The 14560-nt window shown below is 39.0% G+C and carries 11 protein-coding genes; 6 read left to right on the top strand and 5 right to left on the bottom strand.

Annotated features, from left to right (window positions below; translation table 11 throughout):
* Positions 1-467, top strand: a 467-nt coding sequence (locus tag FXW07_RS01315; protein ID WP_229393401.1) for a PKD domain-containing protein, incomplete at its 5' end; no start/stop codon positions are given.
* A 522-nt stretch (positions 468-989) separates the two neighbouring features.
* Here FXW07_RS01315 and FXW07_RS01310 read toward each other — a convergent pair.
* The 4 genes from FXW07_RS01310 to FXW07_RS01295 all read right to left on the bottom strand — a co-directional run bounded on the left by FXW07_RS01310 (position 990) and on the right by FXW07_RS01295 (position 6975).
* On the bottom strand, positions 990-3191 hold the full coding sequence (locus FXW07_RS01310; RefSeq protein WP_229393400.1) for a hypothetical protein: 2202 nt from the start codon (positions 3189-3191) through the stop codon (positions 990-992).
* Positions 3192-3646: 455 nt separating this feature from the next.
* A complete protein-coding gene (locus FXW07_RS01305; protein WP_229393399.1) occupies positions 3647-4597 on the bottom strand; it encodes a glycosyltransferase family 2 protein in 951 nt (316 codons plus the stop codon).
* 1251 nt (positions 4598-5848) lie between these two features.
* Entirely contained in the window at positions 5849-6271 is a 423-nt protein-coding gene (locus tag FXW07_RS01300) for a GNAT family N-acetyltransferase (protein WP_229393398.1), read from the bottom strand.
* Between the two features lie 533 nt (positions 6272-6804).
* Positions 6805-6975 (bottom strand): hypothetical protein, encoded by a 171-nt coding sequence (locus tag FXW07_RS01295; protein WP_229393397.1) that lies wholly within the window; start codon positions 6973-6975, stop codon positions 6805-6807.
* A gap of 370 nt (positions 6976-7345) precedes the next feature.
* Here FXW07_RS01295 and FXW07_RS01290 point away from each other — a divergent pair, with 370 nt between their 5' ends.
* Entirely contained in the window at positions 7346-8098 is a 753-nt protein-coding gene (locus FXW07_RS01290; protein ID WP_229393396.1) for a diphthine--ammonia ligase, read from the top strand.
* 433 nt (positions 8099-8531) lie between these two features.
* Here the strand turns inward: FXW07_RS01290 and FXW07_RS01285 are convergent, their stop codons facing one another.
* On the bottom strand, positions 8532-8954 hold the full coding sequence (locus FXW07_RS01285) for a nucleoside 2-deoxyribosyltransferase (protein ID WP_048121785.1): 423 nt from the start codon (positions 8952-8954) through the stop codon (positions 8532-8534).
* Positions 8955-9774: 820 nt separating this feature from the next.
* Between FXW07_RS01285 and argC the strand changes: the two genes are divergently transcribed.
* From argC to pfkC, 4 genes are all read left to right on the top strand, one after another.
* Entirely contained in the window at positions 9775-10788 is a 1014-nt protein-coding gene (gene argC, locus FXW07_RS01280) for an N-acetyl-gamma-glutamyl-phosphate reductase (RefSeq protein WP_229393395.1), read from the top strand.
* A 77-nt stretch (positions 10789-10865) separates the two neighbouring features.
* Positions 10866-11330: a CBS domain-containing protein gene (locus FXW07_RS01275; RefSeq protein WP_229393394.1), complete on the top strand. Its 465-nt coding sequence runs from the start codon at positions 10866-10868 to the stop codon at positions 11328-11330.
* Positions 11331-11349: 19 nt separating this feature from the next.
* A complete protein-coding gene (gene argJ, locus FXW07_RS01270; RefSeq protein WP_229393393.1) occupies positions 11350-12537 on the top strand; it encodes a bifunctional ornithine acetyltransferase/N-acetylglutamate synthase in 1188 nt (395 codons plus the stop codon).
* A 378-nt stretch (positions 12538-12915) separates the two neighbouring features.
* Positions 12916-14385 carry an ADP-specific phosphofructokinase gene (gene pfkC, locus FXW07_RS01265; protein WP_229393392.1) on the top strand — a complete coding sequence of 490 codons (1470 nt, stop codon included), beginning with the start codon at positions 12916-12918 and terminating at the stop codon, positions 14383-14385.
* The last annotated feature ends 175 nt before the right edge of the window (positions 14386-14560 follow it).

Raw genomic sequence — 14560 nt, 5'->3', positions numbered from 1 at the left:
CAGGAAACGCTCCACTGAAGGTRCAGTTTACRGATAAAAGTACAAACTCCCCAACATCCTGGAAATGGAGCTTTGGAGATGGAAAAACCTCCACAGTTAAAACTCCTGTACACACATATAGTAAAGAAGGAAAATACACTGTCAGTTTAACAGTAAAGAATGCAGCTGGAACAAACACGAAAACAATAAAGAACTATATCACTGTAAAAACAGCTCCGATAAAACCTGTTGCTTCATTTTCTGCAACTCCAACCTCAGGAAAAGCTCCACTGAAGGTACAGTTTACGGATAAAAGTACAGGCTCTCCAACTTCATGGAAATGGAGTTTCGGAGACGGAACATATTCAATTAAGAAAAATCCTTCATACACATACGATGAGGCAGGGAAATATACGGTCAGCTTAACAGTGAAGAATGCTGCAGGAACAAACACGAAAACAATAAAGAACTATATTGTCGTAAAATAATTAAAGGCACATGTTACTGCTTTTTCAGCTGCTTCAACCTTATGAAAATCTTCTTGAAAGTGCAACTTACTGACAAAAGTACAGGCTCTCCAACTTCATGAAAATGGAGGTTTGGAGACAGTACTTATTCGACAGTCAAGAATTTTGCACACACAGACATAAAGCAGAAAGTATACTGTAAGCTTAACGGTAGAGTCTGTTAAGGGCAGTAACACTAAAACTATGTCAGGATATGTTACAGTTTTCAAAAAATGAAGACTTTAAATTGAAAAACGCTAAAATGCCAAGTCTAAAGGGTGTGGGGGAATTATTTTTAAGATATGGCAAAATGGCTAATTATATTTTTTCTGTGGTAAGTGCATTTGAGATGACATATCTGGTTCAACTCATCAGAGAAAAAAGCTCAGTCAATGGAAATTAAAAGTGAGGATTTCCATTCAATTTGAGGACCACTCAATTTGAAGGGGATACCTATGGCCGATCAAAAATTAAAAAAGTTGAATTTCAAACTACCCCCTGAAATTACGAAGAGTCGGTTAATCGAACATTTTGAACTTCTATGCTCAATTCTCTGCTATCTTCATTTTTTAACTCTGGAATATTACTTGGGATATCAGCTCCTTCTGGCACATGCAGAAGAATGAGATTTTCGCCTTCCTTTAAGCTAATTGGAACAGATACCCTGGAAAGTTCTGTACTGATAGTTTGTCTATCTTGAAGAGTTTTGCCATTGTAAACCTCCAGAGTTCTCGGACGTTGGAAACTGAGTGCATTAAAATTTAGTGTGGCATTTCTGGAGCTATTCGAATAAACTAATATTGTAGCATTATTTGACATCCATCGAGCGGGTTCTAAATTTAATGTTTCCAGTGAGTTCCATCCGTCTTTTAAGACCATAAATGATTTTAGAGGCTCTTTTTTGACGTGGTACACAATTAGAGAGTCCTTTTCATAGGTTTTTCGTTCCGCATTGAGATTCATTTGGATTAGTTTCTCGGCAAAGTCAATTTCTGTGTCATTCATATAATTTGTATGCAAAACAATATACGAGATGTTATAATAATTTAAAATTGATGTTCCGACTTGATCTATATCCTTGTCCAGAATATCATCAGTAGATTGCAAATAAGTTAATTCTCTTACCACAGGTGTATTTAATTCAAAATTTCTTGCAGTAGATGGGTATCTGGCAGCCCAGTTACCTATGACGGATTTTCCATGTATTGTCTGGTAATAAATGATGGTTGAACCTGCTACATAATCTTTAGTTGCAGGGATTTCAAGCAATGCGTAATTACCTTTATCCTGTGAAATCTCTTTGTAAAACGAGGGTTCATCGACAGGCGATAAAGATACAGGAACTGCTAAATATTCAAAAATTATCAAACCAGTTATTACAATTACAGTTGCCTTTTTATTTATCCTGTTGGATTTTAGCAGTTCTGACGCTCCATAACCCATCAAAACTGCGAATGAAAGCGAAGCAATTACAAAAAATCTACCAGATGTCCGGCAGTTGTCCAGAAATGGGATCAAATAATACAAAGCTAAATACGGAAGAGGAACAGTAGTATTGAATTCTGTAAACGAGGTCTTACCGTTTACATGAAGAAGTGGGCCAAGGCTGATTATCGAAAAAGATAGGGCAGCTATCAGCCAGAATTTTACATGTTTGTTTCCTTTCAGTCTATAAGCTGCAAATAAAGAGAGTAAAATCACAGTGTATCCGATAAACATCGTATTTTCACTGGTGTTTCCTGAAAAATTGTTATAAATATTTGTCATGATATCCCCAAAAACGGGATGCAAAACCGAAGGAAGAAAAAAGCTTAATAAATCAGCTGAATACGTGACTGTTTCAGAGGGATTTAATTTTAAAAAGTTATCGCTGGATGTAGCTGTTAAAATGTTTTCCAGGGCGAGAGGTATTATACCTATAAATGAAACAAATCCGAATAAGGCGTACTTGTAGAATATTCTTTTCAGTGTTTCTATATAACCTCTTTTTTCTGTTATTAAAAAAACGTATATTTCATATACAAACAGCAACATCACGAAAATTCCCATAAACATCATATATTGAAGGTCGCTCATGGCTACGAGAATAAAGAATATTCCTGCAAAAAAACTGTTTCGAGCTCCACCTTCTTTAAACATTTTCATCAAGTATAGGGCGCAGAAAGGTATCCACTCAATACTATTTGCTCCAAAATGGCCAAGTGAATGTACAAAATGATAAGGTGAAAAAGCAAACACAATTCCAGCTATGAAGGAAGAAGTCCTGTCACCTGTCAGATATCTTACAAGCAGATATGTACCGTATGCTCCAAAAATAAATGAGAACAACCATAGTATGGTATACACTACATGAATTTCTATTATGCTGGATAACACGTATGAAAGGATTTGATTAAATGCCGACTGAAAGGGTGAAGCTGGGATTCCATCCGGATAAAATATTAAATAGTCGTGTGTTAAGTTTGTTAGGCCAGGGTTGAATATGGCTACTGGAGTATACCAGAGTATTCTTATCCACTGAAATGCGTCTCCGCCTCCCGGAATATAATTGCATATCTTGAAAACTACAGGATAAGTAAGTATAAAAGTTAGTAAAGTGTAAAGTATTAAGACACTGGTATATTCTTTCAAACTTTTTTTATAATCATTCAATATCTGGCTATCAATTAAGTGTTTTTTTAGCCATTTTTGTGTGCCCGATATCATTGTACCTCTCATGGGTAAAATTCGATTATCATTTTACTCGGTTATTTTCAAGTTTATTTGGGATCATCCTCTAACCCGTCACCTAACTAATTAATTTCATATAATTTTATATATTATTAATTCTGTCTCTTCGTCATTCCTTATTACTCTTGTTTGTATAGAATTTCGAGGGTATTATTAAGTTAGTGGTTCAGACTCTGATAAGAGTCATAAGTAACTCTATATCTTTTGTAGAAAATTTACGATTTTTGCCGGTTATTTCTCTGGCTGTTTCGAAAACTTTCTGAAACACCATCTCCATTAGTTAAAAATAAACAACCGGCATTTTCGGGCATATCTTTATTCATTAATTTCTATCTTTTGGAGCTATCTGGATAAGGCCTCGATGTGGCTGGTAAAACATTAAACCCGAAATTATGTAGCTGGTAAAACATTAAACCCGAAATGACGTAATTTTACCTGCCATTTTCCAGTTCATAGCTATCGTATTTTATTATATAATCATCGTTATTTCTCAAGTTTGTGATCAGTTCTCCTATCAGGCCAAGGGAGATAAACTGAGCCCCAGTGACTGTAAGTAAGATTCCAAGCATGAGAAGAGGCCGATCTCCTATTTTTAATCCTGTTGCCCACGAAACCATTAAGTATACGGATATAATTATTCCGAATAACCCAAGAAGGATTCCTATGCCTCCGAAAATGTGTAGAGGCCTCTTTTTGTATATCATCAGAAATGTAACTGTTATAAGATCCAGAAATCCTTTCAATAGCCTTTCGACTCCATACTTTGAGTTTCCATGTATTCTCGGGTGATGTTCAACTTCAATCTCTCCTACGGTGTAACCTTTCCAGTAAACAAGAGCTGGGATGTAACGATGGAGCTCTCCATACACATTTATGTTTTTTACAACATAGCTATTGTACGCTTTGTATCCGCAGTTGAAGTCGTGAATGTTGACTCCGGTTATGAATCGAGTTAACCGGTTAAAGTATTTTGAAGGCAGCGTTTTCGAAATAGGGTCATGTCTTTTGTTTTTCCAGCCGGAAACCATGTCATACTTTTTTAGTTTTTCTATAAACCTGGGGATTTCTTTCGGATCGTCCTGTAGGTCCCCGTCCAGAGTAATGACAATATCCCCTTTTGACCTTTTGAATCCACAGGACAGAGCTGCAGCTTTTCCATAATTTCTCTGAAACCTTACAATCTTAACTTTAGAGTTTTTTATTTTTTTTATTTCTTCAAAAGTACTATCTGTGGACCCATCGTCAATAAAAATTATTTCATATGATTTTTCAATTAGGTGAGGTAGTGAAAGGGTATTGCATAGTTTCTCATATAATTCCAGTATATTTTCCTCTTCATTATATACCGGGATTATAATTGATAGATTGGGTTTACTAGACATGCATATCCTCTGGAATGGGGCAGCGCACTCTGAAAAATACGCTGGAGTATGTGCTGTATAAATTGCTTCTGCTGTATAATTTCTTGATTCTGAAACTGATTTTTTTGAGATGCATATATCTAAAATATATATAAATGTCCATTTAAATATCCAATACTCATAAAAATACAACTATATATACTACTGTACATGATTTGCCTGGAGGTACGGTTCAGTCTTTCTAACCATATATCAAAATAATCCAAAACCATCGATACTCAAGCTACCGAGAAACATACTACGACTTTAATCCATTCTTATCTATCTATTCTAAATAATATAACTAAGTGTTCAACTGCAAAGCAGTCCAAACTTTCGGTGCTCAAACTATCGAGATATGGGACATAACTGTAACCCATTTTTACCTACTCCCACTAAATAATGCAAATAGGAATTTAACTACTTTTCTGGCTCTTCGTAGTTTTTCTTAATTGTTTTAGAGATTGTCAAATTACCTCTTGTTTGGAGCTGTTACTACATTTCCTTCCAATTTATTCCCCGATTTTGAATATTTTTGACTTAATATTTTTGCATTGGTCAGCAGTTAAGGGTTAAAAATGCCATTCTTGCTACGGATTTTATATTACTCAAATATATTCAATTTATTCAATGATGTATATTCAATTTATTCAATGATGTATGTTCAATTTATTCAATGATGTTCCAATCTCCCCTTACTCTTGAAAGTACGGTCCGGAAATACGAAATCGAAGCAAATCTCTCGATAAGTGATAGCAACTGGCACGATTGCTTTACTCTCAAACTTGTCTAATTTCTTCATCAGTATGTAATTCACGGCATTGAAAAGCTTGCAAAAAAACCAGGCAGAAAACTTAATCAGAAATTCAAGAATTTCCAGGATATTCTTATTGAATTTGTTGAAAATTGTACTGAAAAACTGCGGAGTGAATCTAACTTTTTAGACTATGAGGTCTATATCTAAAAGTCAGGCTTTGGGTCCATGTTAATCGAAAAAGGTTTAGAGATCGATATATTAATGAATAGTTATAGTGTTCCAAAATCGATTTCATAAGAGTAAAAATTCCTTAACCGATGACCAATGAGTTTTGATCGCTATTTTTTGTCAATAGCAAGGTTTTGCTAAAGATAAGAGTTAGTAGTAAGTCCCATAGTTTTTTTGTTTTTGTCTTTTATCTTTGATTTGCCCTGCCATAGCGCGTTTGAAACCCTTAATTCTTAAAAAAAACTATTTCATTCCCATTCCATCAAAATCTGCACGCAACTTGTATACTCATCAACCTCTTCGCCAGTCGCCACAAACCCACACTTTTCATAAAAGTGAAATGCACTCTTGTTTTCTCTGTAAACTTTTAGGGATAACCTTCCTTTCAGGGTCTTTGCATATTCGAGAAGGGCCGTGCCGATTCCTTGACCCTGCATTTCCGGCACTATGAAGAGGGCGCAGACGTGTTCTCCAACAAGGGAAATGAATCCTGCAATCTTCCCTTCGTCCTCAAAAATAAAGTTTTCAGCGAGTGGAAGGTACTTCTCTTTCATTGCGTTCTTTTGCGAAGCCCAGAACGAGGCCGGGATAAAGAAATGGGCAATAACGGAGGCTTCATACCAGATTCTTACCATTTCTTCAAGGTCGGTTTTCCTGTAGCTTCGGATCAATTTATCAACTTTCCTTTCTCTTTTGGATCAAATTATCGACTTTCATTTCTTTTTTGTATCATGTCATTGACTTTTATTTCTATTTTAACCAATTTATAAACTTTCATATTCATTTTTAATTAATTTGCCGACTTTCTTTTCTATTTTGGACCAATTTATTGACTTTGATTTCTATTGGGTCAATTTATTGATTTTTCTTATGCCCGGAGCAACTTGATGGTTCCCCTTAGTTTCTAACATTTATTCTTTTCCCTATAATTGAAGATTAGTTTACCGGATTTCTATTTGTTAAGGCTTCTTTTACCTATGTAAAGTTAACAAATGCTGTCATAAACCAGGTACTCTAAGCTGAAAGCCCCTGAAAATTCCTGAACTCACGAACTGTATATAAAAAATGTAGGTAAACACAAGTTATATATATAGTGAAAATAGTCTAAAAAATGCCAGACCGAGCGAGCTTCGGCCTGAAAAAAAGGCTTTCATAAAAATAGGTCCGAATCAAAAAGAAAAAGTCGGAAAAATTTGCTATTATTTCACTCCACTGACTCGATTTGGTGGATCAAGTCATTGGTGTATTTGTCGGAAAACTCCACTTGTGGACTGAATGGAACGATCTTTACCAGCTTCCCATATCTGGAGACGTACATATCAGGCCCATGTGAAGTTTTCACTTTTGTGAAATTATATCCGTTCACAAAGGTCACTATTTTAACCTCCAGTAGTTATTATGTTGGGCATTCTATATTAAAATTTTTTTACCTAATAATCGTTATAGATTCTAGCTTCTGCAACTGATCTTTTCTCAACTAATTCCAATTCATATGTAATTACATATTTAATTTAAAAAGGGGGTTTTAACACTTCATTAACACTTCATTAATACAAAGGGCATCTTTATAACTCCTGTTCATTCTCTTTTTTCCGCCTACGGGTAAGTGTGCTTTCAAACTGATCCTTCAGGGCCCATTTGCTGATGTAGGGAAGAAACTTGGCCTAACAGGTTTTGAGGAATTTCGGAGAGACAGCCGGTGAAAAACAAAAGACTTTTTTTCAAATTGTGCATGTATATGGAAGATGAGAACCAATCCAACTTCAGCCAGGATCGATGAAAGCAAGATCGATGAAAGCAAGATCGATGAAAGTAAGATCGATGAAAGCAAAAGTGACAAAGGCAGGGTGGTTGTTTCATGGACAGGAGGAAAGGACGGTTGTCTTGCATGTTACAGGGCAATCTCGGAAGGTTTTGAGGTTTTCCATCTCCTGAACTTTAGGGAAATTCAGAGGCGCGGCTCCCATGACATCAGTCCTGACCTGGTTTATGCACAGTCTGAGGCGCTTGGAATTCCTCTTATCCATAAAGACTTTGTGTCATATGAACAGGAATTCAAAACAGTGGTCCGTAATTTAATGGATAGCGGGGAGAAAATAGATGGGGCTGTTTTCGGGCATATCGGCACACACGAGAAACTTGTAGAAAGGATATGCGGGGACCTGGGCCTTGAGTTAATAATGCCTCTCTGGCAGAGGAATCCCGAACAGATCATAAATGACCTCATAAATTCTGGGTTTGAGGTGATCCTGCTCAGCGTCAAAGCCGATTTGCTAGGGAAAGAGTGGCTGGGCCGAAAAATCGATGAAAATTTCATACACGACCTGAAAAATCACAATCCTTCAATCGATCCATGTGGTGAAAACGGGGAATTCCATACCTTTGTTACTGACGGTCCGTTGTTCAAAAACAAAATAAAGGTCATAGAGAGTGAAATGGTCTTAAGGGAAAGCTACTGGTTCCTGGATATATCAAAGTTTGAGGTCGAGAAAAAATAAGCCTACACATTAGGTTTTCAAAGCCTGAACTCTAAAAACGTTAGTAGTTCCTTTAAACTCCATATTTAGAGCGGTAGCACAAACATGCCCATGCAAGCAACAGGGTGCACCAGCACAACTTTGATTTCCTGATATGTTATCTGTGATTTTGTCTTCAAGAGTAAATTCTGGTGAACGGAAAAAGTAGTTCGGGTTACAAGTAGCTCCGAGCAAAGAAAAATTGGGACTAAAGGAAAGTTGGGATCAAAGAAAAATGAGACCAAAGAAAAATGAGACCAAAGAAAAATGAGACCAAAGAAAAATGAGACCAAAGAAAAATGAGACCAAAGAAAAATGGGATCAAAGAAAAATGGGATCAAAGAAAAATAGGATCAAAGAAAAGTTGGGACCTAAAAGTTCGGGAACAGAAACAGTTGGAAGTCAGCCACTAAAGTTACCGGAATTTTTCAATCATTTTCAGCAGTTCGTCTTCATCCTTTGCAAGGGAGACTATAGCCATCTCTACCATAAGGTTAACAATCCCATCGGAGAGAGATCTAAAATCGGTTCGAATCCCGATAACAGGCTTTTCCTTTGCATAAGCGTAGCCTATCTCCCAGGCAGTTCCTGAGTCTACATCCACACCATCCAGAACTGCAACTACAATGTCAGAACCGTCCAGACCCTCCACACATTTATTGAAAATACACTCCTGATTTTGTTTTTCGCGTTCATCTACCGTATCCTCTGCATCTTCCTGTGGTAAAAAAACCAAAAATCCTTTACTGAGCAGCAAATCCCTCAATCTACCGTTATAATCGAGTTCTGCATGGCTGAAGAGGGGACCTGCAAGATAGACTGTCTTCTTTCTGTTCATGATTTTTTCTTCCTGACACTTAAAGGGTATGTCGCAAATTTTCCTATAGTAAGATAGTTTCCAAAGATAAAATCATTTACCTGTAAACTTCCAATTTCCGGCGCTAAGTGCCTTAGCAATTTTCATCTGGAATATACTTATATATTAAAAAATTTAAATCTTACTGATTTAAAATTATATGAGTCGTTCTCTCTAGAATTCGGAAAGAAAACCTGCACAATTTAATTTACTAATAAATTTGGGAAAAAACTTCCATAATTAAATTTACTGACAAATTTGGGGAGTTTCCATTATAAGGCTTCCTTATGATTAGCGTCTTCTAGCTAGATGCCCTGAACCGGGAAAAGTAAACTTCTTATCCTTTACGAAAGTAGACAATCAGCAGTAAGTTTGGAATCCAGGCAGAAGCTTCCAGGAAAAATTTCGATTATCAAAGCAGATTTCACTTGAGATCCATTTATAAAGAAGTTGAAGAAGTATCTTTAACTCAACATATTCATATCTAACTCAACATATCCAATTCACTTTATAATTTAATTATGAAAGTGCATATCTAACTCAATTTGTAATTCTATTGCAGAAGTTCAATTTAATTTCCTTTATAAATCGGTTATGTAAAGAATATCTACTGATAGTGATTACAAGTTGAGATTTCCTTTGAAAAACTGTGCTTACGAAAAAAGGTATGGCTCTGTAGCCGGAACCAGCTTTTTTAGCAGACCTCATTACATCAATTAATAACAGAAACAGATTTTATATTTGTTTTTTTCAATAACAAATTTAATTATCTTGTATTAGTATTACACAGGCAGTGACACTTATGATTAAGGCTGGAATAATAGGAGCTTCGGGATATACGGGAGGAGAACTCCTGCGCTTGCTTGTTAACCACTCGAATGTCAAGGTAGAGCTGGTAACTTCCCGAAGCCTTGCAGGGAAGCCTGTAACGAGCACTCACAGGCATCTTGAAGGTTTTCTCGACCTGAAATATGAAAATCCTGACTCTGAAGATATAAGGGAGCGCTGTGACGTAGTTTTTCTTGCAGTACCTCACGGAACTGGTATGAACTATGTACCTGAACTGCTTGACGGCAACACTAAGGTTGTTGACCTTAGCGCGGACTACAGGCTTGAAACCTCAGAATTTGAGAAAATCTACGGGATAAAGCATAGCGACCCGAGAAATGCCGTTTACGGGCTTGTAGAGCTCCACCCTGAAGTTGCAGATGAAAATTTCGTGGCAAACCCTGGGTGTTTTCCTACAGGGGCAACCCTTTCAGCAGCCCCGCTTGCAGCAGCTGGACTTATCGATATTGCGGTTTTTGATTCCAAAACAGGAATCTCAGGAGCTGGGATCTCACCCACTCAAAACTCACATTATCCAAACCTGGCGGAAAATATCATCCCATACAAACTTACAGCTCACAGGCATAGGGCTGAAATTGTCCAGGAACTGACCGGGCTTGACGGAAAGCTCAGGAACATTAATTTCACTCCCCACGTAATTCCATCTATCAGGGGGATCTTTACAACTGCTCACCTCTTTACAAAAGAACCTCTCTCCACGGATGACTTAAAGACAATTTACGAGGAATTTTACAGGGACAGGCCGTTTATAAGGTTCCCTTCAGGAGTTCCTTCCTTGACCGCAGTTAGAGGTTCTAACTTCTGTGATATAAGCTTTGAAGCAGATAAGGAAAATAACAGGGTTGTCGTGCTCTCTGCAATCGATAACCTGGTCAAAGGCGCTTCCGGACAGGCTATCCAGAATATGAACCTTATGTTCGGACTGGACGAGAAATCTGGGCTCTGGCTGCCTGCTGCAGCTCCGTAAACTTAACCAAAGCAAGAAAATATAACTGGTGACGGATTAAATTAAAGAATAGAATTTGTCTCAAGGGGTATAGTCAGATGAATGTAAAAGATGTCATGAACCCGAACGTTGTTTTCTGCAAGCCTGATGATACAGTCCGGGAAGCGGCAAGAGTCCTGAAGGAAAACAATATCAGTGGAGCACCTGTCCTTGACGGTGAAGAGCTTGTGGGAATCATAAGTGAAGCGGACCTGCTAAAACTGCTGATACTCCCCGAAAAGGGGGAACTCTGGCTTCCAAGCCCCTTTGAGGTTATTGAGGTTCCCATCAGGGAACTCCTTGGCTGGGAGGAAACAAAGAAGATGCTTTCTGATGTGGGTTCCACAAAGATAGAAGAGATTATGATAAAGGATGTGCACACAATCTCTTCCGAGGCATCTGTTGAAGAGGCATCCGAGCATATGATAAGGCACAGGATCAACAGGCTTCCTGTAACTGAGGACAACCGCGTGGTGGGGATCATTACTCGCGGCGATATTATCGAAGGTCTTGCAAAGCTTTGAGGAAAAAGGAGAGTCTTTCATGAAGGAAATCGAAGGTGGAATCTGTGCAGTAAAGGGTGTATCTGCAAACGGAATTAAAACCGGAAAAATGGGATTGACTGTCATTCTTGCACAGGGGCCTGCAGCAGGCGTTTTTACAAAAAATAAGGTCACAGCAGCTCCGGTTACTCTTAGTAAGGGAGTAATCGATACTCATCACCGTCTTTCGGGAGTAATTGTAAATAGCGGAAACGCAAACGCCTTTACAGGCGATGACGGCTTTCTGGATGCTATGGAAATGGCATCCGTACTTGCCCAGAAGCTTGGTCTTGAAGCTGACGCGGTTGCAGTTGCCTCGACAGGAGTAATTGGCAGAAGGCTTGATGTCTCCTTAATCGCGGAACATATCCCTGAAGTCCTCAAAGGACTGGGCAGTTCTCCTGAGTGCAGCCGTGAAGCTGCAAAAGCAATGATGACCACGGATAGGGTCGTAAAAGAAGTAGCTATTGAGATGGACTGCGGGATCAGGATAGGAGCAATTGCCAAAGGTTCGGGGATGATCGAGCCCAATATGGGAACTATGCTCTGTTTTGCATATACCGATGCGAAAGTGCCTGCAGACGTACTGGATGCTGCTCTCAGAATAGCAGTGGATAAAACTTTCAATATGGTTGTGGTTGACGGGGATACAAGCACAAACGACATGGTCCTCCTTACTTCCACCTGCAAGTCTGGAGTCAAGCCCTGTATGGATTGTCTGGATGACTTTGAGGAGGGGCTGATTTACGTCTTCACCGAGCTTGCAAAGAAAATGGCAAAAGACGGAGAAGGCGCTACAAAACTTATTGAAGCCAGGGTCGTTGGCGCAAAAACACATGAGGACGCTAAACTTGTTGCAAAGGCAATTGTACGTTCTCCTCTGGTTAAGTCCGCAATTTTCGGAAAGGACCCAAACTGGGGAAGGGTTGTAGCCGCCGCAGGCTACTCAGGTGCCGAACTTGAACAGGAAATGCTTTCTCTCTCTTTCTCAGGAGGAGGAGAGGAGGTTGAACTTGTAAATTCCGGCGAGATTTCCAGTTCTTCGGATCTCGAGCTTTTGAAAAAAATAATGGCAAATGAAGAAATTGTCATTACCCTTAACCTCAATCTGGGAGAGGAACAGGCAACAGCCTGGGGTTGCGACCTGACCTATGACTATGTCAGGATTAATGCAGAATATACGACTTAATGCAGTGCTTAATGCAGTGTTTAATTCAGTGTTGAATACAGTGTTTAATGTAGTGTTTAATGCAGTGTTTAATGTAGTGTTGAATACTTAATACAATATTGAATACAGACTTAACGCCAGTATATAACTTACTGCAGTACAGGACCGAAAAAACAGGACTAACACAGGACCGAAAAAACAGGACTAACACAGGAATGAAAAAACAGGCCTGGCTACAGGAATAATATACAGGCTGAAAAAACAGGTGGATGGAAATAAAAAATGTAAACAAGATTAATTCGAAATATAAATGAAGTTACTTCGGGAAAAATCCGGGTTTTCCCCTAGTCCCTGAAAATTATTTCAGGTTCATATCTATATTTCCAGGGGGTTTATCAAGTGGATATACAAGAATGGGAACAGCGTTACAATGATGCTTTTTACGATGTCAAAAAAGCCCTTCCTTATCTGGAAGGCATGTTTGTAGCTTACAACAGTAATATCGATGCTATCAAGCACCTTACAGACAAAGAACTGTCTATGCTTATAGGGCTTTTTAATGAGGCTGAGATTCAGGCAAGAGTTGAAACATACCCAAGAGAAATAAAAGAGCCTCTTGATTTCATGGCTCGCCTGCTGATTTCCATGCGAGAGGGTAAAGCCGCTGAAATTCCGACCCATACCTCGGATACTCATGAATGGCTGAAAGAGCACCTGGGTTTTGACTATGCACGCATGGGCGGTCAGGCAGGAATAATTTCCAATCTTCTTGCCCGCCTTGAAATAAAAAAAGTGGTGGCGTATATTCCCTGGCTTTCTGAAGAACAGGCAGAATATTTTGTGGCTTCTGACAATCTTCTGCACCCTAAGGTAGAAGATGGAAAGGTTGTACTTAAACCCCCGCGAGAAGCCTTCAAACCCGGAATAGAATCAAAAGTCAACTGGATCTTTGAGTATTCCAAAGGCATGGACGTAACCTGTGGTGGAAGCAAATTCCAGATCCCGAGAGATAACCGCCTTATAATCTCTTCCCGCCCGAAATGGATACGTCTTGATATGGACAGGGAAATCTATGAGCACCTCGATTCACTCTTCCCGATTGACGGGGCAATGCTTTCAGGTTATCAGATGATAAAAGAGCAGTACGAGGATGGGTCTACGTATAAGGACTATGTTTCCCATTCCGTGAAAGCTATTGAGAAACTCAAGGCTCTAAATCCTGAACTCCGCATTCATGTAGAACTTACATCCATTCAGAACAGGGTAATAAGAAAGGCTATCCTGACCGAAATTGTCGCCAAACATGTTCATTCCCTGGGCCTTGATACCGTAGAAGTGGCAAATGCTCTGAACGTCCTGGGGCATGAAGAACTCTCTTATTCCGTGATAAGAAAAGAAGAGACCGGGATAACCTCTCTTTACCATGGAGCTGTTCAGCTTTTAAAGGACCTGTCGCTTGAAAGGGTCCATGTTCATTCTCTTGGCTTTTACATTTGTGTCCTTGCAAAAGGCCATCCTCTTACACTTAAAGAACACAGGGATGCTCTGCTCTTTTCCTCAACTCTGGCCGGTGCCAAAGCCCTTAAAGGAAAAATTGAGAACCTTGAGGACGTAGAAGCAGGATTGGAGGTTCCGGTTTCAAGTAAAGGCATAGAAGACCTGGAGAACTTCAAGGTTTACTGTGTAGGGAAGAAACTCTGTACTCATGAGGAGTTCGAATACGGATATCTCTATGGGTCTGACCATGATGCGGTTTTAATTCCTTCCAAGGTGGTAGATAAGCCCAAAGCAACAGTCGGGATAGGTGATGCAATCTCGGCAGGAGCTTTTGCAGCCATGCTTGCAAGAATGAAACAGGATCAGGCATGAAAATAAATTCTCTTTGACGTATCCAAAGTTGTACATTTGCCCTCCATCCATTTGCCCTCCATCCATTTGCCCTCACTTATTTGCCTTCCACTTATTTGCCTTCCATTTATTTGCCTTTCACTTGCCTTTCACTCATTTGCCTTCCACATGTCCAACCATTCGCTTCTCACTCGCT

It is taken from the genome of Methanosarcina sp. DH1 (assembly GCF_020804205.1).
Classification (GTDB): Archaea; Halobacteriota; Methanosarcinia; order Methanosarcinales; family Methanosarcinaceae; genus Methanosarcina; species Methanosarcina vacuolata.
The sequence above is the reverse complement of the archived record's forward strand: the minus strand, read 5'-3'. Positions and strand labels throughout refer to the sequence as shown.